Source organism: Yoonia vestfoldensis SKA53, from assembly GCF_000152785.1.
Lineage (GTDB): Bacteria > Pseudomonadota > Alphaproteobacteria > Rhodobacterales > Rhodobacteraceae > Yoonia > Yoonia vestfoldensis_A.
Window position 1 is genome coordinate 923747 of sequence record NZ_CH672414.1, and the last position, 22792, is coordinate 946538.

A 22792-nucleotide genomic window follows, 5' to 3' on the forward strand; every position below is an offset into this window, starting at 1 on the left:
GGAACCGTGCAAATTGTGCAAAACGGGCATGAATTAATCAAATTGAGCAGTCATTATGGACGAAACGGACAGCGCCATCATCCGCGCCCTACGGCAGAACGGGCGGGCCTCGCTGTCGGAGCTTGCGTCCATCGTCGGCGTGACCCGCACGACGCTGCGCACCCGGCTTGACCGGCTGATCGCGGGTGGCGAAATCGCGGGGTTCACCGTGCTGACCCGGTCCGACGTGCGCCCTGATGCGGTGCGCGGATTGATGATGCTGGAAATTGCAGGGCGCGCAGGTGAAAAGGTGATGAAACGCCTGACCGCCATGTCCGAGGTGATCGTGGTCCATTCCACCAATGGCACATGGGATCTGATCGCCGAAATCGGCACCAAAAGCCTTGAAGATTTCGATCAGGCGCTGTTTGCCATCCGCCGGATGGACGGCGTCACGCGGTCCGAGACGAGCCTTTTGCTATCATCACGGCGCTGATCCAGATGGCCATCAGGCCAAAGGACAGCACGGCATTCCAGCTTGCCATCGACAGCGACAGCAATTCCCATGTCACCTGATCGCACATGACCACGCGCGGCCCGTCGATGGTCAAAAGGTCAGCGCCTGAAAGACCTTCCAGGCTGCTAACGCCGGTACAAGATGTCGGCCCTTCCCACCAGTCGCGTTCGACACCCGTGTGAAATACGCCAATCGCACCAGTCGTGCCTGCGGCCAAAGCCCCCAGCAGCGGCAAGCCGCGCCCGCCGAACCGCAGCGCCAATACCCCAATCGCAATTGCGGCGAAATGCGGCCAGCGCTGCCATAGGCACATCGCACAGGGCGGGTAGCCCAAGGCCTGAAACAGATACGCCCCCGCAAGCAGGGCAAAAGACCCAGATCCGGCGAGAAAAACGAATAAATTGCGTGTCACATGACCCCCAAAACGGCGAAACCGCCAATCAACAGACCGCAGAACAAGGCGAACATCAACCCCAGCCGCCGTTCAATGAAATCACGGATTGGTGCGCCATATTTCCACAACAGCGCCGCCATCAGAAAAAACCGCAACGCGCGCGCTACGATCGAGGCGGCAATAAACATCGGCAACGACAATTGCGTGACACCCGATGCGATGGTGATCACCTTGTAGGGAAACGGCGTTACCCCCGCGACCAGCACGGCCCAAGCGCCATAGCTGTTATAGGTCACTGCGAATTCGGTGAAATAGGCTTCTTTGCTATAAAATTGCAGGATCTGGACGCCAATCGTCTCGTATAACGCGAACCCGATGTAATAGCCGAACAGCCCGCCCAACACCGAGCAAAGCGTCGCCACCGCCGCAATCACAAAAGCCCGCGAGGGGCGCGCGATAATCATGGGGATCATCAGGACATCGGGGGGAATCGGGAAGAACGACGATTCGACAAATGCCACCAGCCCCAGCGCCCAAAGCGCGTAGCGCGTCCGCGCCAAGGCGACCGTTCCGTCATATAATCCGCGCAGCATTGCAAAGCCCTTGTTGGATTGGCCGCTTAGGCCATGTGCGCGCTGTCCCGTCAAGACTGTGCAAATCCGATTGACGCCGCCCGACCGCCGGATTAGGAACCGTTCTGTGCCGATGTGGCGGAATGGTAGACGCAGGGGATTCAAAATCCCCCGGTGGTAACATCGTGTGGGTTCGAGTCCCTCCATCGGCACCAATCGCGTCTTTGACGCGGCCTTTCCCAAGGACCTACGCTAAGACAAGGTTGCCCGATACGGGCCATTTTGATGCCATGTTTGATCTCTAGGACAACAGGCAGTCCCGCGATGGGTCCAGATAAGTTAACCCGCGGTTAGCCTCGGTATGGTGTTGTGTAATCAGGCGCATGTCGCGCCACATGGTAAAGAACGTGAAATTGTGGCTGGGTTTTTGACTGTACCTTCCGAACATGCCAACCGCTATGGCCGGTGCGATCTATTGAACCTGACAGGGCCGCAGGTCAAAAAGATCGCCTTTAAACCCAAAAATCCCGATGCCAGCCGCGTGACCTATGGTTGCGGCACCACCCTGACCTATGCCCAGATCGCGCAGGTCATTCCCTGTTTCACCCCCGGCACCAGGATCGCCACACCCAAAGGCGAAAAACTGGTCGAAAATTTGAAAATCGGCGACAGGGTCGTGACCCGCGACAATGGCATCCGCCACATCACTTGGGCCGGTCAAAAGACGATGCAGATGCAGGATCTGCAGATCAGCGCCACGATGCGTCCCGTGCTGATCCGTGCGGGCGCGTTGGGGCAGGGCCTGCCGGAACGCGATATGATCGTGTCGCCCAATCACCGTGTCTTGGTGGTTTCGGACATGGCAAAGCGTCATTTCGCCGAATCAGAGGTGCTGATCGCGGCCAAACATCTGACGCAGATGAAAGGCATCACACCGATCGATCTGCCAAAGGCGACCTATATCCATTTCATGTGCGAAACCCATGAAATCGTTTTGTCAGACGGGGCCTGGACCGAAAGTTTCCAGCCCGGCGATGACACGCTGCAAGGCATCGACGCCGATCAACGCGAAGAATTGTTCCTGCTCTTCCCCGAACTGGCCACCAAAGAAGGCCTGCGCCGCTACCGTGCCGCGCGCAAGACGCTGCAACAGACCGAGGCCGGGTTGATCACCGCCACCGGCTAAAGCGCGCTGCGCCGCCATGCATCCCATTGTTCGGGTGTGTCCAGATCAAGCCTTGCGCGCTGGTCGGGCAGCGGGACCATGCATGTCTGACCCTGATGCGCCTGCACGATTGTTTCGGCACCCCCATCCCCCGCCAAATCCGCGAATTGACCGCGCAACCGCGCGTCAAAGATCACCGGATGACCGGGCTTGCCATCCGCGGTCGCACCCCGCCAGATCAGATAATCAGGATGCAGCTGCCGCGCGGTCAGAACCTGCTGCAGATCAGCTGTGCTCAAGGCCACCAGATCGCCGAGCAAGATCATGAAAGCCGCGCAATCGGGCAATTGCGCGACCGCGTCACGCATGCTGGCAGACATGCCCTGTGCCGCATTTTGCGCGACCAGCAGGGGTGCATCCAAATCATTGATGACCGCTGCGCGCGGATGATCCGCAGCAGGCAGCACCACGCAAACCGGATGGCCGGTCGCTTGCGCCATCACCACCTGCCGGCGTAACAGCGGCATGCCATCCACGACCTGCAACAGCTTGTCCTGCCCGCGCATCCGGCGCGACGCGCCTGCCGCAAGGATCAGGATCGGGATCATCCGCGCATGACCTGACCGTCCGGGTCGAACAGGGGTGTCGTGATCCGGCGGGCAGGGCGGCGCTGGCCCATGATCTCGATCTCGACCACCGTGTCGTCGGTCGCCGCGGCGCGCGGGACCAACGCAAAAGCGATGGATGTGCCTGTATGATGCGCATAGCCGCCAGAGGTACAGAACCCCTGCACCTGCCCTGCGATAAACACCGGTTCATAGGCGACGACATCGGCATCATCCGCATCGACCACAAAGGTCACTAGCATCCGGTCAGGCGGCGTGGCGCGTTCCGCCTCGGCCAGCGCGCGGCCAATGAAATCACTGGTCTTTTTGAAGCTGATGAAGCGGTCCATCCCTGTTTCGGCGGCGGTGTAATCAGGTGAAAACTCGCGCCCCCATGAGCCGAAAAACCGGTCGAGCCGCAGCGACATCATCGCGCGCATCCCGAACGGGGCGATGCCGTAAGGCTGGCCCGCCTGCCAAAGCGTCCACCACAATTGCCGCTGGTCCGTGGGGTCGCAGTAAATCTCATAGCCCAGATCGCCGGTATAGCTGACACGCTGCACGATACAGGCGACCTGACCTACCGTGATGCGGCGCACATCCATGAACCTGATCCCCGCCACATCATCGCGCGTGCAGGCGGCCAGCACATCGCGCGCCTTCGGCCCTGCAATCTGGAACCCCGTGCGCGTGTCCGAGATATTCTCGACCCGCGCATCCGGGCTTTCGTTCTGCATAAACCAGCGGTGGTGGATGTCCTGCGCGCCATAGCTGGCGGTCAGCTGGAAGTCATCCTCGGCCAGACAGGAGACAGTGAAATCACCCCAAAGCCGCCCCTTGGGTGACAGCATCGGCGTCAATGACATGCGCCCCGGTTGCGGGATGCGTCCCGCCATGATCCGGTCGAGCCATGCGCGCGCGCCGCTGCCTGTGACGCTGAACTTGCCGAAATTCTGCAATTCATTGATGCCGACACCGCCGCGCACCGCCGCCACCTCGCGCGCGGTGGCGGCAAAGGCATCAGACCGGCGAAAGGTCGGGGTCTCATAGGGCGGGTCACCTGCGCGGGCAAAGTAATTGGCAACCTCCAGCCCGAATTGATGGCCCCAGACCGCGCCCAGATCGGTGAAAATGTCGTACATCGGCGTGGTGCGATGCGGGCGGGCGGCGGGCAATTCCTGATTGGGATAGCTGACGGAAAACCGGTTCTGGTAATTTTCCACCACCTTGGGGCGGGTATAGCCGGGCGTGATCCAGCGGCCATAGCGCGCGATATCCAAGGCACTGACATCGCGTTCGCATTCGCCCGTGATCATCCATTGCGCCAGCATCAGGCCCACACCGCCACCCTGACTGAACCCCGCCATGACACCGCAGGCCGACCAGTAATTGCGCAGGCCGGGCACCGGGCCGACCAGCGGATTGCCATCAGGGGCAAAGGTAAAGGGGCCGTGGATCACCGATTTGACGCCCGCGCGTTCCAGCACCGGAAAGCGGCTGTAGGCAAAGGCGATGGACTCCTCGATCTTGTCCAGATTGTCGGGCAGCAATTCATGGCCAAAATCCCACGGCGTGCCATCCACCGCCCAAGGTTTGCAGGGCTGTTCATAAAACCCGATGCACAGGCCCCGCCCTTCCTGGCGCAGATAGCTTTCGCCGGCGGGGTCCATGACATGGGGGTGTTCGCTGTCACGCTCGTAAATCTCGGGCAGGTCGTCGGTGACGATATATTGGTGTTCCATCGGGTGTAGCGGGACATAAGACCCCGCCATCGCCGCCACTTCGCGCGCCCAAAGACCCGCGGCATTGACCACATGTTCGGCATGGATCGTGCCTTTGTCGGTCACCACGTCCCATGTGCCGTCAGGGCGGGGGGTCGTTGCAATCACCTTGCAATGCAATTCGATCGTCGCACCGCCCATCTTGGCGGCACGCGCATAGGCATGGGTTGTGCCGGACGGGTCAAGATGCCCGTCCAACGGGTCGTAAAGCCCGCCAATGATGCCATCAAGATTGGTGATCGGCGCGATTTTCGCAATCTCTGCGGGGCCGATGATTTCGGTGTCCAGACCCATGTACCGGTGCTTGGCGCGTTCGGCGACCAGCATGTCGAACCGGTCCTGATTATCCGCAAGCGTCACACCGCCAACATGGTGCAGCCCGCAGGACATGCCCGTGATCGCCTCCAGCTCGCGGTACAGGCGGATGGTATAGCCTTGCAGCGCGGCCATATTCGTGTCGCCATTCAGCGTGTGAAATCCGCCCGCCGCATGCCAGGTGGACCCCGATGTCAGCTCGGAGCGTTCCAACAGCATGACATCCGACCAGCCCAGCTTGGTCAGATGATAAAGCACCGAACACCCGACAACGCCGCCTCCGATGATCACGGCACGGGTGGTGGTTTTCATGGCACTGCTCCTGCTGTTTGCCGCAGTATGGCAGGGGCGGTCAGGTCCGGCGTTCCGTTTGCGACATCTCGTGTCGCGGTGGCGTTACGGGATGATCCGCGTGTATTTGCTGCCTTCGAGCGTCGCACCGACCCGCAGACCGGTCTGGCCGAACACGACCGCGATCACCGGCGACAGCGATGTCGTGGTTTCTGCGCGTAACATGTCGCTTTGGTTGCTGAAGGCATAATCAATACTGGCACCCGCGGCCCAACCGGGCGCTTGGCGGAATTCCAACAGCGCATCAGGCGTCATGAAGAACAGCACAGAGCTGAATTGCTGCGCCCCGATCTGCAGACCGGCACTGCCTGTGGTGGCGGAATAATAATCCACCGTCGATTGCCCGACGCGCAACGCGCCGCGCCCGAATGACCCGCCAAAACCGAACCCCGCATTGGTCACCAAGGGCATCACCAACAGGCCCGATGCGCGCGACGCAAGATCGCGGGTACCGGGAAATTCGGTATACATCTGTTCCAATGTTGCATCGACGCGCGCATCGATGGTCGCGCCCGCACTACTGCCGATGCCGTTGTTACAAGCGGCAAGGCTGCCCGCCGCCATCAGGCCAAGCGCGAAACCACGCCGAGAAAATCTGCTCATATCAATCTGCCCTTTGCCAATTCGGGACGTTAGCCGCCCTTCGTCGCGCGATGATAGGCGATAGTGACGAAAGTGTCACGCGTTTGGTGTCGCTGCGCGGATATTTCCCACCAGTCAGTACGCGGGCTTGCGCCCTGCGCCAACATGTCATCCCGCGCGCCGCATCGGCGTCTTGTCGCTTTCGCTGGCATTCAGCTGCGACATCTGGTCGATCAGCGCGCCCACATTGCCCACCAGCGACGTGTTGGATTGCGCAAGCTGGTCCACCATTCCGGCGTTTTGCTGGGTGACAACATCAAGATGGCCAACACCAACGTTCAGTTCAGCCAGCGCATTGGATTGCTGGCGCGCGCTTTCGCTGATCGCGCCCATCGTTTCGCTGATCGTGCCAATGCTTTTGACGATGTTCTTCAGCTCGTCACCGGTATTGTTGACGAGATCGACCCCGTTTGTCACCTGCGTCGCGCTGCGGCTGATCAAAGATTTGATCTCCCCTGCCGCGTCCTGCGCACGATGCGCAAGGCCGCGCACCTCTGATGCGACAACGGCAAAGCCGCGGCCTGCATCGCCCGCGCGCGCGGCTTCGACACCGGCATTCAGCGCCAGCAGATTGGTCTGAAAGGCGATATCGTCGATCACGGCGATGATCTTTGAAATCTCGCTAGACGAATTGGCAATCTGCGACATCGCATCTATCGCGCGCTGGACAACAGCATCGCTTTTGCGCGCACCGGCGGCGGTCTGGGTGGCCAGGTCTTCGGCATCCGTCAGGCGTTTGGTGGATGACCGCACGGTCGTGGTCAATTCTTCCAGCGCGGCGGCCGTCTGTTCCAGCGTCGCCGCCTGCGCGGTTGTGCGCGACGATAATTCCGAGGATGCATGTTCCAGATCACCGGTGATCGTGCGGACCTGTTGCGCGATCTGTGACACATTGCGCAAGATATCGGCCAGACGGATGCTGGCCTTGTTAAAGGCGGTGCCAATATCATCAACATCGGACAGCCCGAAATGCGGCAACCGGTAGGTCAGATCACCGCCGCTCAGCGCATCAAGACCCTTGGCGATTTCGATAAAGGCGTCATTGCGCTGGGTCACGTCGGTGGACACCTTGATCACGATTGCAACCGCGCCGGTCGCATCGCGCACACCGGCATAGGTCGCCTAGATCCAGATCATCCGCCCGCTTTTGCAGCGGCGCTGAAACCGGTCGGTAAATGGTTCGCCCCGCCCCAGCCGGTCCCAGAAATCGCGGTATTCGGCGGACTTGGCATAGCTGGGATCGACGAACATCCGGTGGTGTTTGCCCTGAATTTCAGCCAGCGGATATTCCAGCGTCTTGCAGAAATTTTCGTTCGCCGAGATGATGGTCCCATCGAGACCAAAGCGGATGACGGCCTGCGTCTGGTCAATCATCGTCAAAAGAGGATCGGGCGACGGCACGTCTTTTTTGTGAAATAATAATGGCACTTGCAAATCTTTCTAGCGTTAACGTGATGCCGAAAGACTTACATGAGCAGATTACCAAATGGTTTATTTAGCCCTGCAGCGCCTTTGCCGCATCCATTGCGAAATAGGTCAGCACGCCGTCACAACCTGAACGTTTAAAGGCCAAAAGGCTTTCCATCATGACGCGTTCCCCGTCCAGCCAACCGTTCTGGATCGCGGCCTGCATCATCGCGTATTCACCGCTGACCTGGTAGGCATAGGTCGGCACGCCGAAGGTGTCTTTGACCCGCCGGCAGATATCAAGATAAGGCATGCCGGGCTTGACCATGACCATATCGGCCCCTTCGGACAGATCGCGCGCGACAAGGCGCAGCGCCTCGTCACTATTGCCGGGGTCCATCTGATAGGTCTTTTTGTCGCCGGTCAGCGCCGAGGACGCGCCCACCGCATCGCGGAACGGGCCATAAAACGCCGAGGCATATTTCGCGGCATAGCTCAGGATCGTGACATGGCTGTGACCTTCGGATTCCAACGCGGCACGGATCGCGCCGATGCGCCCGTCCATCATATCCGATGGGCCGAGGATATCAGCACCGGCATCCGCCTGCGCCAGCGCCATTTTCACCAAGGCATCGACCGTGCGGTCATTCACAATCTCGCCGTTTTCGACAAAACCGTCGTGGCCATTGATGTTATAGGGGTCCAACGCGATATCGGTCATCACGGCGATATCGGGGGCGGCATCCTTGATCGCGCGGATCGCTTGATTGGTCAGGTTGTTTGCATCCCAAGCCATGGCGCAATCGGTCGTCCGCGCCTCCATCCCTGTATAGGGAAAAATGCAGATCGCGGGTATACCCAGCGCCTGCGCCTCGACCGCCGCCTTTGCGATCCGGTCCACGGTGCGCCGCATCACGCCGGGCATCGAGGTGACAGGCGTTTCATCGTCGCGGCCTTCCATCACAAAGACCGGCCAGATCAAATCATCCACCGTCAGCGTGTGCTGGCGGGCAAGCGCGCGCAGGGCAGGGGTCCGGCGCATCCGGCGCAGGCGGGTGATGGGAAAGGCGGGGGTGATCGGGGTCATGGGGCGGCCTTTGCGATGAATATGCCCTTTGGTCGCATGGATTTTGCGGCATCACAAGTCTGGGCAATCGCACGACGGCCCGCTATCGTCTGCGCTGACACAGATTACCGGACCATAGCTTGACCCTGATCGACATCATCACAAGCCTGATTGATTTCAGGACCTTTTCCAGCATCTGGTATTGGCTGGCGGTCTTGGTGACCTGGGCCGTTGCCACCCATTGGGTGATCGGCGTGCCGTTCGACATGGTCGTGCGCGCACGCAGGCAGGGCGGGCAGGCGGCGCAGGATCTCGAAATAATGGTGGCGATCAACCTGCGCCGGTTGATGACGATTTCGGGCACACCGGCTGTCATTCTGGTTGGTATGGGGGCGTTTGTCGTCACGGCAGCGGCGATGCTGGGTTTTGTTTACGGGCTGGAACTGGCGCAGGGGCTGTTCTGTCTGGCCTTTCCGCTGGTCTTTGTCGGGCTGCTGACGCAGCGCAGCTGCCTGCAATTCGCGCAGGACCAACCGACCGGACCCGCCTTGATCCTGGCCATGGTGCGGCTGCGGTTCTGGATTCAGCTGATCGCGATTACAGCGCTGTTCTGCACTGCACTTTTGGGGATCTATGTCCTGCTGAGCCAACGCTTCGGGTGATGAGCAGTTGACACGGCCCCGGCGCAGGATATCTCGGCGCAATGTCTGATCATACCCATATCACCGTCAGCGGCGCGCCCGAAGGGTTTGACGCCAAACTGATCCTTGCCGAATTGGCCAAGGGCCAGCCCGTTTGCCATATCGCGCGCGATGACAAAAGGCTGGCGGCCATGCAATCGGCGCTGGCGTTCTTTGCGCCCGGCGTGCCGGTGTTCGTTTTCCCCGCGTGGGATTGCCTGCCCTATGACCGGGTATCGCCCAACACAGATATTTCCGCCGCGCGCATGGCCACATTGGCAGCCCTTGTCCACGGGATGCCCGGCCAGTTCATCCTGCTGACCACACTATCGGCGGCGACCCAGCGCGTGCCAGCGCGCAACACATTGCGCGAGGCGGCATTTACCGCGACCGTGGGCAAACGGCTGGATGAAGGGGCATTGCGCGCCTTTCTGGTACGGATGGGGTTCACGCAAAGCCCCAATGTGATGGAACCAGGCGATTATGCCGTGCGCGGCGGGATTATCGACATCTTTCCACCGGGCCAATCCGGCCCTGTGCGGCTGGATCTGTTCGGCGATGTGCTGGATGCCGCGCGCCGGTTTGACCCCGCCACCCAGCGCACGGTTGAAAAACTGACCGAAGTGGAACTGGCGCCGGTGTCCGAAGTGATCTTGGACGAGGCCGCAATCACCCGGTTCCGGCAGAATTACCGGATCGAATTTGGTGCCGCCGGCACCGATGACCCGCTTTACGAGGCGGTCAGCGCGGGGCGCAAGCATGCGGGCGTCGAACATTGGCTGGGGTTCTTTCAGGACGATCTGGAAACCCTGTTCGATTACCTGCCCAAGGCGACCATCACGCTCGACGACCAGATCGGCCCGCAACGCGTGGCGCGGTGGGAATCCATCGCCGACCAATACGGCACGCGGATGCATGCGCTGACGCAAAAGGGGCGGATGGATTCGGTCTATAAACCGGCCCCACCGCAATTATTGTATCTGGACGATGCCGCGTGGGCGCGCGCCGTGGCCGAGCGCCGCGTGTTGCAGTTTTCACCGCACAAACAGGCCACCGGCCCCGGCGTCATCGACGCGGGCGGGCGCATGGGGCGCAGTTTCGCCCCTGAACGCCAACAAGAGAACCTGAGCCTGTTCGGGGCCTTGGCCGCGCATATCAAGGCGCGCAGCGCCAAAGGCCCGGTCATTGTCGCCTCTTATTCCGATGGCGCGCGCGAACGGCTCGAAGGCTTGATCGAGGATGAAGGTGTTGGCGAGACGATTGCCATCAGTGATTTTTCGCGCATCGGCAAAACCGGCGTCTATCTGGCGGTCTGGCCTTTGGATCAGGGGTTTGAATCCCCCGGCCTGACGGTGATTTCCGAACAGGACGTGCTGGGCGACCGGCTGATCCGCCAGACCAAGCGCAAACGGCGTGCCGAAAATTTCCTCTCCGAGGCCAACAGCCTTGCCCCCGGCGATCTGGTGGTCCACGTCGATCACGGTGTCGGCCGGTTCGAGGGGATGGAGGTTGTCACAGCACTTGGTGCCGCGCATGAATGCCTGCTGATCGCCTATGCCGAGGAAACCAAGCTTTACCTGCCGGTCGAGAATATCGAGCTTTTGTCAAAATACGGCCATGAGGCCGGATTGCTGGACAAACTGGGCGGCGGTGCATGGCAGGCGAAAAAAGCACGGCTCAAGGAACGCATCCGCCAGATTGCCGAACGGCTGATCCGTGTCGCCGCCGAACGTGCGCTGCGCAAAGCCCCCGTACTGGAACCGGAATCAGGGTTGTGGGATCAATTCCTTGCGCGCTTTCCCTATGCCGAAACCGATGACCAGTTGTCCGCCATTGACGATGTGCTCAGTGATCTGGGATCAGGTCAGCCGATGGACCGGCTGATCTGCGGCGATGTGGGCTTTGGCAAGACCGAAGTGGCCATTCGCGCCGCTTTCGTTGCGGCAATGGCGGGTGTGCAGGTGGCGATTGTGGCGCCCACAACCTTGCTCGCGCGCCAGCATTACCAAAGCTTTGCCGAAAGGTTCCGTGGCTTTCCGGTCAATGTGCGGCCTTTGTCGCGGTTCGTGTCACCGCGCGATGCGGCATTGACCCGTGACGGGATCGCGAAAGGTACGGTTGATATCGTGATCGGCACCCATGCGCTGCTGGCAAAGGCGGTGAATTTCAAGAACCTTGGCTTGTTGATCATCGACGAGGAACAGAAATTCGGCGTGCAGCACAAGGAAAGGCTGAAACAATTGCGCACCGACGTGCATGTGCTGACCCTGACCGCCACGCCGATCCCGCGGACCTTGCAATTGTCGCTGTCGGGCGTGCGCGATCTGTCGGTCATCGGCACACCGCCGATCGACCGTCTGGCGATCCGCACCTATGTGTCCGAATTCGACACGATCACCGTGCGCGAGGCGCTCTTGCGCGAACATTATCGTGGCGGGCAGAGTTTCATCGTCGTCCCCCGCATCACCGATATGGACGAGATGGAAGCGTTTTTGCGCGAAGAAGTCCCCGAAGTGACATTCATCAGCGCCACGGGCCAGATGGCGGCGGGCGAATTGGACGACCGGATGAACGCCTTTTACGACGGCAAATATGATGTGCTGCTGGCGACAACGATTGTGGAATCCGGCCTCGATATTCCAACCGCCAATACGATGATCGTCTGGCGGGCGGATATGTTCGGGCTGTCGCAATTGTATCAGATCAGAGGCAGGGTGGGCCGGTCCAAGACCCGCGCCTATGCCTATCTGACGACAAAACCGCGCCAGAAACTGACCACTACCGCGCAGAAACGTCTGCGCGTGCTGGGGTCCATCGACAGTCTGGGGGCAGGGTTTACGCTCGCGTCCCAAGACCTCGACATCCGTGGTGCGGGCAATTTGCTGGGCGAGGAACAATCCGGCCAGATGCGCGAAGTGGGCTATGAGCTTTACCAGCAGATGCTGGAAGACCAGATCAATGCGATCCGGTCAGGCGCTGCCGAAGGCATCATCGACGACGGCCAATGGGCGCCGCAGATCAACCTGGGTGTGCCGGTTCTGATCCCCGAAGATTATGTCCCCGACCTTGACGTGCGTCTGGGGCTGTACCGCCGCCTGTCGAACCTGACCACCAAGGTCGAGTTGGAAGGTTTCGCCGCCGAACTGATCGACCGTTTCGGCCCGCTGCCGCGCGAGGTGAACACGCTGCTGCTGGTCGTGCGGATCAAGGCGATGTGCAAAAAGGCGGGCATCAGCCAGCTGGATGCAGGGCCAAAGGGTGCAACGATCCGGTTCCATAATGACAAATTCGCCTCGCCTGCGGGGCTGGTGGATTTTATCAACGACCAGCGCGGACAGGCCAAGGTCAAGGATAACAAGATCGTCGTGCTGCGCGATTGGGACAAGGAACGCGACAAGATACAAGGAGCGTTCAACATCGCGCGCGATCTGGCGGCAAAACTTGCGGAGGAAACGAAAAAAGCAGGGTAGAACCCTGCTTTTTCCGGTCTCCGACGGGGATCGCTTCAAATTGCGCTATGCGCGAATTGGCGGGCTCGGAAGTTGGGTTATGCGTCGCCCGGCCGCGTGATCTTGGTTGTCAGCCAGAGCGCAATGCTGGCCGCCACCAAAGCCCCCACCGCCATCGGCAGCGGCGTGCCGTCAAACATCAGCGCGATGGGGGCGGCGATCATGACCGCGCCAATCGTCGAAATCGCCGCGATGATCGAGGCAGCAAGACCCGCCATATGGCCCATGTCTTCCATCGCCAGCGCGTTCAAATTGCCGATTGTCAGCCCCGCCTGAAAGAAATTGCCGGTGACCCAGATCACATAGGTGCCAAAGGCCAGCCAATAGGGGCCATCCACCGCCGTGATCGCAATCATTGCCAGCGTGATGCCGATTTGAACAATCAGCATCGCCTTGATGATCGCGCGCATCCCCAGCCGCATCACTAGCCGCGCATTCAGCAGGCTAGCGCTGGCGGCCAGAATGGCGATGCCGCCGAACCAGTAATGAAAATACGCGCCTTGGCCAAAGGTGACATCGAACACCTGCTGGGTCGAGGACAGCACGATGAACAGGATGCCAAAAACCAGCGTCTGCACCGCGATCGACAGCCGCGCCGTGCGATGCGCGAACATCTCGACTGTGGCGGTGTAAAGGGCCCTAATGCTCAGCGCGCGGCGGTTTTCAGGCATCAGCGTCTCGGGCTGCCGGATCAACAGCCACAGCAACGTGATCACTGAAAACAACATGAACGCGGCAAAGATCGCCCGCCAGCCAAAGCCCAGAATGATGAAATGCCCCAAGGTCGGAGCCAAGGCAGGCACCAGCGCAAAGACCGCCATCACGAAGGACATGATCCGCGCCATATCACGCCCCTGATAGATGTCGCGCACCAGTGCCATGGCGACAACCCGCGGCCCAGAGGCCCCCAGCCCCATCAGCACCCGTGCAGCCAGCATCAGTTCGAGCGATTGCGCAGCCCAAGCCAGCCCGCAGCCGACAACATAGACCACCGCGCCCGCGATCATCACCGGCTTGCGCCCGTAAGCATCCGACAAAGGCCCGGTGAACAAGGTACCGATCCCCATGCCCAGCACGAAACTTGTGATGATCAGCTGCGCATTGTTCAGATTGTCAGGGCTGAGCGCAGCCCCGATTTGCGGCAAGGCGGGCAGCATCGCGTCAATCGAAAACGCGACCGTCGCCACCACCATCGCCATCAGCGCGATAAATTCGGTTTGGCCCAACCGCTGGCGTGGGCTGATCATGCCTCGTCGCCAATTTGGGCAATGATATCACTGATAATTTTGACCCAAAGATCGGTCGGCTGCGCGCCCGGCACCGCATGTTGATTGGCCACCACAAAAGTCGGCACCGCGCTGATGCCCATATCGCGGCTATGCGCATCACGCGCACGGATATCGGCGGTATCGGCGTCAGAGGCCAGCAGCCGGGTGATGAGGGCGGCATCCATTTCCGCCATATCGGCAATATCGGCGAGCACTTCGTGGCTGCCGATGTCGCGGCCTTCGACAAAGTAAGCCTTGAACAAAAGGTCCACAACCAGCAGCTGGCGCGCCTCGATTCCGGCCCAATGGATCAGGCGATGCGCGTCGATTGTATTAGGGGTGACCTGCATTGCTTCGAAATTGATGGTCAGACCTGCCTTTTCGGCATGCGCGACGACGGGCGCATAGGCTTTCGCCGCCGCGGCCTTGCCGCCGAATTTGGTTTCGAGATAGGTTTTGCGGTCCATCCCGCCTGCAGGCATATCGGGGTTCAGCTGGAACGGATGCCATTCGATCGTGAACGGATGATCGACAAATTGCGCCAATGCCGCGTCCAGATTGGCCTTGCCAATATAGCACCAAGGGCAGATCGGGTCGGAAATGATATCGAGTTTGACCATGCTGGCCCCCTGAGACTGTGGGATGAAAATATGTCACAGGGGTATCGGCACCCTGGGTCAGTTGCAAGATCAGCTGCGCCTGCGTAAAGAATTGCCATGACCGAGATCGACCCCAGAAACTTGATCCGCATCGCGCATGAAAACGGGTCCGCCAGCGTGGCGCAGCCGTTGGATCTGGGCGCGCGGGTGCGTGAATTGCGCAAGGCGCGTGACTGGACACTGGAACAGGCCGCACGGCAGGCGGGGCTGGCGCGGTCCACCCTGTCCAAGATCGAGAACGGCCAGATGTCGCCGACCTATGATGCGCTCAAAAAGCTGGCGGTGGGGCTGGATATTTCGGTGCCGCAATTATTCACGCCGCCGGCCAAAGGGCAGGTCAACGGGCGCATGGCCGTGACCCGCGGCGGACAGGAAGCGGTGCAGATCACCACGACCTATGAACATGCGTTGCTGGCTGAAAGCCTGAGTACGAAAAAGATGCTGCCTTACCGCGCCCGGGTGCGCGCGCGGTCGATGGAGGAATTCGATGGCTGGGTGCGCCATGACGGCGAGGAATTTCTGTATGTGCTGACCGGACAGGTGCGGCTTTATACCGAATTTTACGAGCCAATCGCGCTGAAACGCGGCGACAGCGCCTATTACGATGCCGCGATGGGCCACAATGTTGTGTCCATCAGCGCCGAGGATGCGACGATCCTGTGGGTGACATCGCTGTCCTAGACTTTGATGCGCTCCGCGCGGGGAGTATTTGGGGAAATAAGAAGGTGAAAAGGCCCGGGGCGATCCGGGCCTTTGTGTTTTAATCCTCGTACCACCAGACATCGGGCTGCCAGCCGGGCCAATCGCCGAAGATCGGCAGGTTTTCGGGGTAGCGCAATTCGCGGGCATGGGCGATGCGGCTGATGTTCCACTGATAGATCGGGATCACATAGCGCCCGGCGGTCAGGATGCGGTCGAGCGCTTGGACGGCTGCGACGAAATCATCCTGGCTTTGCGAGGTCAGCAGGCGGTTGATCATCGCATCCACGGCGGGGGATTTCAGTCCCATCACGTTGCGCCCGCCGGGCTGGTCGGCCGCGGCTGCGCCGAAATAGTTGAACTGTTCGTTGCCAGGCGAGAGCGACAGGCCGACACGGTAATAGGTCATGTCGAAATCATAGGCATCGACGCGTTCCTTGTATTGCGCGCCATCAGCCAGCGACACGCGCGGGGAGATCCCGATCCGCCCCAGCGACTGGACATACATGTCGACGATCGACTGGTTTTCCGACCCGCCCTGTTGGAGCAGGATTTCAAAGGTGAACGGGGTTCCGGCTGCGTTGCGCAGCACGCCGTCCTGCACGGTCCAGCCTGCCTGCGCCATCAGATCAAGCGCGGCGGCGGTGCCTGCGCGGTTGCGTTCGGTGCCGTCACCTATGGGTAAATTGTAGCCTTCGAGCGTGCCCGGTATCAGATCGGCGGCGAAGGGGGCGAGGAATTCTGCCACGCGCCCGGTGGCGGGGCCATGGTGCATGCCCAGCGGCGAGTTGGACCAGTAGGAGGTGATGCGCGGCTGTGCGCCGCCGGTCATCGCGTCATTGATGAATTCGAAATTGAATGCATGGATCAGCGCATCCCGTACCCGCCAATCGGCGAATTGCGCGCGTCGGGTGTTCATCACGAACCCCGTCATGCCGGAGGGTCGTTCATGGCCCAACACCGACAGGGTGACATCGCCGCTCTGCACGGCGGGAAAATCATATTGCCCGTCCCAACGCGCGACGTTGAATTCGCGGTTGGTGGTCACTTCGAGCGTCTTGAACGCCTCGAAAGCGGCGGTTTCATCACCGAAGAATTCGATCCGCACCTCGTCGAAATTATGCAGGCCGCGCTGGAACGGCACATTCACACCCCAATAATCGGGGTTGCGCCGTAGCGAGATGAAGCGTCCGGCCTCGAAATCGTCGATCACATAGGGGGCAGAGGTGATCGGCACCACGTCAAGCGTGCTTTGCGCGAAATCCACACCCTCCCATTGCGCCTTTTTCAGGATCGGGCGCAGGCCCGCGAGCAGCGCCAGTTCACGGTCGGCCACGTTGAAGGTCAGCCGGACCGACCGGTCGCCGGTCTGTGCGATGCTGGCCACACGGGTCCAGAACCCCAGATAACGGGGATGGCCAATGGTGCCCAAGGTTTCAAATGACCAGATCACGTCTGCGACTGTGACGGGGCTGCCGTCAGAGAATCGCGCCTCGGGCCGCAGGGTAAATTCGACCCAATCGCGGTCGGGGCTGGTTTGCACCGATTCGGCCAGCAGGCCGTAAAGCGTGAACGGTTCGTCCAGCGACCGCGCCATCAGGCTTTCGCCGACGAAATAGCGCAATTGCCATGACACCGACCCTTTCAGGATGAAAGGGTTGAGGCTGTCAAAGCCGCCAACCTCTGAGGTGACGATGCGCCCGCCCTTGGGGGCATCAGGGTTCGCATAGGGCAGGGACACAAAATCAGGTGGCAGCGCGGGGTCACCATACATAGCTATGCCATGTTGCGGTTCGGCAAAAGCTATGCCCGCCATCGCGATCATCGCCGCGCCCATGCGCCATGCCGCGATCAAGCGGCCAAAATGAAATGCCATTTTCGTGATGTTCCCCATGGATGATACCTTGCTTGGTGGCACCGTAATGACGGTTCTAGGCATTTTCAAACTTTTAGCTTGGAGCCACGCGGGGAATTGCTTATATAGAGGGCACTGCTCGATAGGTTTCTTGCCTGTATGAAACCTGCCTCAATAACTTAGCGCCCGCCTTGTGCGGGCGTTTTTTTATGGGCTTTGCCGGACCGCAGGTGACCTTTGCAGATGCAGCATGTACAGTGAGTCGCAATCGCAACATCCGGAGACCACGCCATGAACCTGCAAGGAAAAACCGCCATCATCACCGGGTCCACATCGGGGATCGGGCTGGGTATCGCGCGCGCCTTGGCACAGGCGGGGGTCGATGTGGTGCTGAATTCGTTCACCGACACCGAAGATGACCATGCCTGCGCCGCTGATATCGCATCCAGCACCGGGGTCACGGCGCGGTATATCCAGGCCGATATGTCCAAGGGTGCAGAGTGTCGCCGTCTGATCGCGGATGCGGGCGGCTGCGATATTCTGGTCAACAATGCCGGCATCCAGCATGTCGCCCCGATCCAGGATTTCGACCCAGCCAAATGGGATGCGATCATCGCGATCAACCTGTCATCGGCCTTTCATACCACCGCTGCGGCGGTGACCGGCATGCGCGACCGTGGCTGGGGCCGGATCATCAACGTGGCCTCGGCGCATGGGTTGACGGCCTCGCCCTATAAATCCGCCTATGTTGCGGCCAAGCACGGCATCATCGGCCTGACCAAGACCGTGGGGCTGGAAACTGCGCGCGATCCGATCACCTGTAATGCAATCTGTCCCGGCTATGTCCTGACACCGCTGGTCGAGGCGCAGATCCCCGCCACGATGAAAGAATACGGCATGTCGCGCGACGAGGTGATCGAGAAGGTCATGCTCGCACGCCAACCGTCCAAGCAATTCGCCACGGTCGAGGAATTGGGCGGCACGGCGGTATTTCTGTGTTCGGACACCGCAGCCCAGATCACCGGCACAGCGATCAGCGTCGATGGAGGCTGGACCGCGCAATGAAGCGGATCAACCTTGCCCTGCAAGGCGGCGGCGCGCATGGCGCCTTTACCTGGGGTGTGCTGGACCGGCTGTTGCAGGACGACGGCATCGAGATTGCCGCGATTTCCGCCACATCGGCGGGGGCGCTGAATGCGGCGGCGCTGAAATCGGGCTGGGTGCGCGATGGACGCGGGGGCGCGCGTGAAAACCTTGACTGGCTTTGGGGGCAGGTGGGGGCGGTCACCGACGCGCGGTTGACAGATTGGGTATCGTCCATGGCCCCCGCCGCGCATGTGGTGGCGCAGGCGATGAAATATTCGCCCGCCTATGCCGCGCTCGATATGACATCGCGGATGATGTCGCCCTATGTCACCGGCCCTTTGATGCGCAATCCGCTGGAAAAGATCGTCAAACAATTCCGCTATGATGCGGTCTGCGGCCAGGTTGGTCCTGCGCTGCATATCTGCACGACCAATGTGCGCAGCGGCAAGATCCGCGTTTTCAGCGGCGACGAAATTTCAAGCGATGTCATCATGGCCTCGGCCTGTTTGCCGACGCTGTTTCAGGCGGTGGAATTTACTGATCCGCGCACCGGCAAGTCAGAGGCGTTCTGGGATGGCGGCTATAGCGGGAATCCTGCGCTATTTCCATTGTTTGCCAAGGACTTGCCAGACGATATTCTGGTGGTCAATATCAACCCGCTTTACCGTGCGGAACTGCCGACAGATGTGCAGGCGATCCAGAACCGGATCAACGAGATCAGTTTCAATTCGTCGCTGTTGCGTGAATTGCGCGCCATTGCCTTTGTCAAACGCCTGTTGGCCGATGGGTCGATGACGCATGGCACGATGAAGGATGTGATCGTGCATATGATCGCCGATGACGCGCTGATGAATGAATTGAACGTGGCAACCAAGACGATCCCGCAGCCTGTCATCCTTGCGCGGCTGAAAGAGGCGGGGCAGGCGGCGGCGGATGCGTTCTTGAAAAACCACAAATCCGATCTGAACGTCAAAAGCACCGTCGATGTGGACATGATGTTCAACTGACCAGCTTGACCGCCAGCGCCCACATGACCAGCCCGATCAGCAGATCAAGCCGCCGCCAGGCCCGGGCCGATTGCATGACAGGGGCCAACAGCCGCGCGCCATAGCCCAGAGTGAAAAAGAACGTATAGGACGCCAGCACAGCGCCTGCGCCAAAAGCAGCCTTCAACGCGGTCTCGGTGAATTGTGTCGATACCGCGCCCACCAGCCCCAGCGTGTCCAGATAGACATGCGGGTTCAGCCATGTGAAGGCCGCCCCCGTCGCCAAAACCCGCCACAGGCTGGCCGATACACCTGCAACCTGCATCGCGTAATCGCCCTGATAGGCCGCAAGCAACCGCAACGCGCCGTAAACGGCAAGAAAGGCCGCACCACCCCAGGCCATGATCTGCGGAAACGCCGGATAAAGCGTGACCAGATAGCCAAAGCCCATCACGCCCGCCGTGATCAGCACAGCATCCGACGTGGCGCATAGCAGGCACAGCCAGAACACATGCTGCCGCGCCAGACCCTGCCGCAGCACAAAGGCATTTTGCGCCCCGATCGCAAGGATCAGCGCGAAACCGGTCGCAAAGCCGGTGACGCCCGCAGCTAGCACGCTGTCATTCCGCAGCGTCGGGCAAATCGGCCACGGCTTTGTTGTTGGGATAGACAAGCCCTGCCGAAATCACCAGCTTGGCTGCATCTTCGACGCTCATCTCCAGTTCGATGATGTCGCGCCGTGGCAGGAACAACAAAAATCCCGATGTCGGGTTCGGCGTTGTCGGCAGGAAGACGGTGACGATCACCTCGCCATGCACCAGCTTGGCGTTGATTTCACCCTTTGCATCGGTCGAGATAAAGGCGATGGCCCAGATCCCCTTGCGCGGGTATTCGACCAGACAGGCCTTGTCGAAAGACGTCTCGCGCTGGGAAAACACGGTTTCGGCGATTTGTTTGGCGGCATTGTAGATCGACCGCACCACGGGCATCCGGTCCACGAACCGTTCGCCGATCCCGATGAATGACCGCCCGATCAGCCCCTTGCCCAGCCAGCCTACGATGATGGTGAAAATCAGGAAGATCACGACACCGACGCCGCGCACATTCACCATAATTTGGTTCTCTACCCCGCGCCCCAGCAGGCGGTTGATCATCGGTTCGGGGTGATAATAGTTTGGCACAAACGGCCAGACCCAACTGTCAACCCAGCCGACAACCGTCCAGATCAGCCAGAGCGTCAGCCCGATTGGAGCGATGATGATCAGCCCCGCCAAAAAGTTCCCACGCAACCGCGCGATCACCCCGCGCGAGGCGCGGCGTTTGGGGTCGAGGTTCAAAGGATCGGCCATGGCATTATCCGGCGCAAGTTATGGCGACATACCTAAGGACAGCAGCGCCAAGCGGCAAGCCACCGCACTGGCCTGCCACGTTTTATTTCAGCAGCGCCAGTGCGATTTCGGCGGCCAGTCGCGCATTATTGCGCACCAGCGCGATATTGGCGGACAGCGACCGGCCATCGGTCAGCGCAAAAATCTGGTCCAGCAGGAAAGGTGTCACTGCCTTGGCGCTGATCTTTTGCGCATCCGCCTGCGCCAATGCCTGCGCGATGATCGGGGCCAATGTGGCAGCGGGGATTTCATCGCCCGCAGGGATCGGGTTGGTCACCAATTGCCCGCCGGCAAGCCCCATCGCGGCGCGCATCTTGTGGCTGGCAGCAATCTGGGCGGCATCATCCATCCGCAATGGTGCGGCCATATCGGATGTGGCCGACCAGAAAGCGGGGATGCTGTCTTGGCCATAGACAATCACCGGCACGCCCAAAGTTTCCAGCACTTCGAATGTCTTGGGCAGATCAAGGATCGCCTTGGCCCCTGCGGCCACCACCGTCACCGGCGTCAGCGCCAGTTCCTGCAGATCGGCGGAAATGTCGAAACTGGTTTCCGCCCCGCGATGCACGCCGCCGATACCGCCCGTGGCGAACACCTGGATACCTGCCAGATGCGCCGCGATCATCGTGGCCGCCACTGTCGTCGCCCCCGTGCCGCCTGTGGCGATACAGGCCGCCAGATCAGCGCGCGACAGTTTGGCGACATGCTGCGCCTGACCGAGCGCGTCGAGCTCCGAAGCCTCCAGCCCGATATGGAGCCGCCCCTCCATCACCGCGATCGTCGCAGGCACGGCGCCTGCGTCGCGCACATCCTGTTCGACCAGCCGCGCTGTTTGCACGTTTTGCGGAAACGGCATGCCATGGGTGATAATCGTGCTTTCAAGGGCAACGATGGCACGGCCATCGGCCAATGCTGCGGCCACTTCGGCGCAATAGGTCATGGGGAAGGTCATGCAATCTCTCCTGAAACATAAGTAGCGGCGGCCTGGCAGGCGCGGTCAAGGGCTGCGTCGCGCGCCATGCCCTGTGCCTCTGACGCGATATGCGCGGCCATGAATGTGTCGCCCGCGCCGGTCACGCGCGTGACCATGACGGCAGGGGGCACGCGGGTGATGATGTCGTTGCCTGTCGCCTCTGACGCGGATTGGCCGCCATCGGTGACCAGCACCCGCCGCGCGCCACGCGCGATCAGCCCTGCCGCTGCATCAGCCGAGGATGCGAATGTGGTCTGGCACAACAACCCCGCCTCTTCGAGATTGACGTATAATGTGGCCGAAGGGTGGCCCAGCAGCGCCAGCAGCCGTTCCGCCTTGCCCGGAGATGCAGGCGCGACCCGCAGATCGGCGTTGCGAAACAGCGGCGAGGTGGCGATGTCGCGCAGCAGATCAACCGTCAGGTTGCCATCCAGCGCCACAGGCCCCGCCCAGGGTGCCGTCACCGACCCCAGCGCGCCATTGGCAAGCGGGCGCAAGATCTTGTCGCCAGCCGCCTCGAGCGAATGGGCATCGGCGATGGCGGCGATCAGCCCGTTCGCGCCTTCGATGGCCATATAGATATCGGTGGGCAGGTCATCAGAGCGGTAGACATGGTCGCAGATCAGCCCCATGCGCTGTGCGGCACCGATCAGGTCGTCGCCTTCGGTATCGCGGCCCACATTGCTCAGCAATGCAGGCACCATGGCGAACCGGCGCAGGGTCATGGCGATATTCATCGCCACACCGCCCGGCAGGCGGGTGATCCGCCCCGGCACGTCCGACCCCAGCCGCATCGGGTTGGGCGCGCGCCCGATCACGTCCCACAGGACCGATCCGATACAAAGAATATCAGGTTGCTGCATCATGCGCGGCTTGTGCCGCGACAGCGTGCAAA

At 60.8% G+C, this 22792-nt stretch carries 22 protein-coding genes and 1 tRNA gene; 8 read left to right on the plus strand and 15 right to left on the minus strand.

The genetic code is table 11. The annotated features are described in order from the left end of the window. Positions 1-55 precede the first annotated feature (55 nt). Complete coding sequence (locus tag SKA53_RS04495; RefSeq protein ID WP_007204875.1) at positions 56-475, plus strand: Lrp/AsnC family transcriptional regulator; 420 nt, start codon at positions 56-58, stop codon at positions 473-475. Here the strand turns inward: SKA53_RS04495 and SKA53_RS04500 are convergent. Both SKA53_RS04500 and SKA53_RS04505 read right to left on the minus strand, forming a co-directional pair. Next, positions 432-908 carry a disulfide bond formation protein B gene (locus tag SKA53_RS04500; protein ID WP_040482793.1) on the minus strand — a complete coding sequence of 159 codons (477 nt, stop codon included), beginning with the start codon at positions 906-908 and terminating at the stop codon, positions 432-434. The two genes, SKA53_RS04495 and SKA53_RS04500, sit on opposite strands and share 44 nt — an antisense overlap. Further along, positions 905-1483, minus strand: coding sequence for a YqaA family protein (locus tag SKA53_RS04505; RefSeq protein WP_007204878.1), 579 nt, complete (start codon positions 1481-1483; stop codon positions 905-907). Before SKA53_RS04505 ends, SKA53_RS04500 begins: the two co-directional genes overlap by 4 nt. A 108-nt stretch (positions 1484-1591) precedes the next feature. Between SKA53_RS04505 and SKA53_RS04510 the strand changes: the two genes are divergently transcribed. Both SKA53_RS04510 and SKA53_RS04515 read left to right on the plus strand, forming a co-directional pair. Beyond that, a tRNA-Leu gene (locus SKA53_RS04510) sits at positions 1592-1677 on the plus strand. Positions 1678-1889: 212 nt separating this feature from the next. Beyond that, positions 1890-2648, plus strand: a complete 759-nt coding sequence (locus tag SKA53_RS04515; protein ID WP_040483126.1) for a Hint domain-containing protein — start codon at positions 1890-1892, stop codon at positions 2646-2648. On the opposite strand, the gene SKA53_RS04520 is transcribed toward SKA53_RS04515, so the two are convergent. The 6 genes from SKA53_RS04520 to hemB form a co-directional block, all read right to left on the minus strand. Continuing rightward, positions 2645-3235: a nucleotidyltransferase family protein gene (locus tag SKA53_RS04520; RefSeq protein WP_007204880.1), complete on the minus strand. Its 591-nt coding sequence runs from the start codon at positions 3233-3235 to the stop codon at positions 2645-2647. The genes SKA53_RS04515 and SKA53_RS04520 overlap by 4 nt on opposite strands. Then, positions 3232-5640: a GcvT family protein gene (locus tag SKA53_RS04525; RefSeq protein WP_007204881.1), complete on the minus strand. Its 2409-nt coding sequence runs from the start codon at positions 5638-5640 to the stop codon at positions 3232-3234. Before SKA53_RS04525 ends, SKA53_RS04520 begins: the two co-directional genes overlap by 4 nt. Positions 5641-5724: 84 nt before the next feature. Beyond that, positions 5725-6282 (minus strand): YSC84-related protein, encoded by a 558-nt coding sequence (locus SKA53_RS04530; protein WP_040482794.1) that lies wholly within the window; start codon positions 6280-6282, stop codon positions 5725-5727. Positions 6283-6429: 147 nt separating this feature from the next. Then, a complete protein-coding gene (locus SKA53_RS04535) occupies positions 6430-7428 on the minus strand; it encodes a methyl-accepting chemotaxis protein (RefSeq protein WP_007204883.1) in 999 nt (332 codons plus the stop codon). 15 nt (positions 7429-7443) lie between these two features. Beyond that, a complete protein-coding gene (locus SKA53_RS15000) occupies positions 7444-7695 on the minus strand; it encodes a PAS domain-containing protein (RefSeq protein ID WP_007204884.1) in 252 nt (83 codons plus the stop codon). Positions 7696-7816: 121 nt separating this feature from the next. Continuing rightward, positions 7817-8815, minus strand: a complete 999-nt coding sequence (hemB, locus tag SKA53_RS04540) for a porphobilinogen synthase (protein WP_007204885.1) — start codon at positions 8813-8815, stop codon at positions 7817-7819. 119 nt (positions 8816-8934) lie between these two features. On the opposite strand from hemB, the gene SKA53_RS04545 reads away from it, so the two are divergent. Further along, a complete protein-coding gene (locus SKA53_RS04545; protein ID WP_007204886.1) occupies positions 8935-9456 on the plus strand; it encodes a hypothetical protein in 522 nt (173 codons plus the stop codon). 41 nt (positions 9457-9497) lie between these two features. Next, entirely contained in the window at positions 9498-12944 is a 3447-nt protein-coding gene (mfd, locus tag SKA53_RS04550) for a transcription-repair coupling factor (RefSeq protein ID WP_007204887.1), read from the plus strand. 77 nt (positions 12945-13021) lie between these two features. Here the strand turns inward: mfd and SKA53_RS04555 are convergent, their stop codons facing one another. Then, positions 13022-14230, minus strand: coding sequence for a multidrug effflux MFS transporter (locus SKA53_RS04555; protein WP_007204888.1), 1209 nt, complete (start codon positions 14228-14230; stop codon positions 13022-13024). Further along, complete coding sequence (locus SKA53_RS04560) at positions 14227-14871, minus strand: DsbA family oxidoreductase (RefSeq protein ID WP_007204889.1); 645 nt, start codon at positions 14869-14871, stop codon at positions 14227-14229. Before SKA53_RS04560 ends, SKA53_RS04555 begins: the two co-directional genes overlap by 4 nt. Positions 14872-14967: 96 nt before the next feature. Here SKA53_RS04560 and SKA53_RS04565 point away from each other — a divergent pair, with 96 nt between their 5' ends. Beyond that, a complete protein-coding gene (locus tag SKA53_RS04565; protein WP_007204890.1) occupies positions 14968-15591 on the plus strand; it encodes a helix-turn-helix domain-containing protein in 624 nt (207 codons plus the stop codon). Between the two features lie 79 nt (positions 15592-15670). On the opposite strand, the gene SKA53_RS04570 is transcribed toward SKA53_RS04565, so the two are convergent. Next, complete coding sequence (locus tag SKA53_RS04570) at positions 15671-17503, minus strand: extracellular solute-binding protein (RefSeq protein WP_007204891.1); 1833 nt, start codon at positions 17501-17503, stop codon at positions 15671-15673. 252 nt (positions 17504-17755) lie between these two features. Between SKA53_RS04570 and SKA53_RS04575 the strand changes: the two genes are divergently transcribed. Both SKA53_RS04575 and SKA53_RS04580 read left to right on the plus strand, forming a co-directional pair. Beyond that, entirely contained in the window at positions 17756-18529 is a 774-nt protein-coding gene (locus SKA53_RS04575; protein ID WP_007204892.1) for a 3-hydroxybutyrate dehydrogenase, read from the plus strand. Beyond that, positions 18526-19557: a patatin-like phospholipase family protein gene (locus tag SKA53_RS04580; protein WP_007204893.1), complete on the plus strand. Its 1032-nt coding sequence runs from the start codon at positions 18526-18528 to the stop codon at positions 19555-19557. Before SKA53_RS04575 ends, SKA53_RS04580 begins: the two co-directional genes overlap by 4 nt. Here the strand turns inward: SKA53_RS04580 and SKA53_RS04585 are convergent. The 4 genes from SKA53_RS04585 to SKA53_RS04600 all read right to left on the minus strand — a co-directional run bounded on the left by SKA53_RS04585 (position 19550) and on the right by SKA53_RS04600 (position 22763). Beyond that, the gene (locus tag SKA53_RS04585; protein ID WP_007204894.1) at positions 19550-20152 is read right to left on the minus strand and encodes a LysE/ArgO family amino acid transporter; all 603 of its coding nucleotides are present in this window, start codon (positions 20150-20152) and stop codon (positions 19550-19552) included. The genes SKA53_RS04580 and SKA53_RS04585 overlap by 8 nt on opposite strands. Before the next feature lie 4 nt (positions 20153-20156). Further along, positions 20157-20885, minus strand: coding sequence for a DUF502 domain-containing protein (locus SKA53_RS04590; protein ID WP_007204895.1), 729 nt, complete (start codon positions 20883-20885; stop codon positions 20157-20159). 82 nt (positions 20886-20967) lie between these two features. Further along, a complete protein-coding gene (locus tag SKA53_RS04595) occupies positions 20968-21876 on the minus strand; it encodes a pseudouridine-5'-phosphate glycosidase (RefSeq protein WP_007204896.1) in 909 nt (302 codons plus the stop codon). After that, positions 21873-22763, minus strand: coding sequence for a PfkB family carbohydrate kinase (locus tag SKA53_RS04600; protein ID WP_007204897.1), 891 nt, complete (start codon positions 22761-22763; stop codon positions 21873-21875). The genes SKA53_RS04595 and SKA53_RS04600 overlap by 4 nt, the downstream gene beginning before the upstream one ends. Positions 22764-22792: the final 29 nt, after the last annotated feature.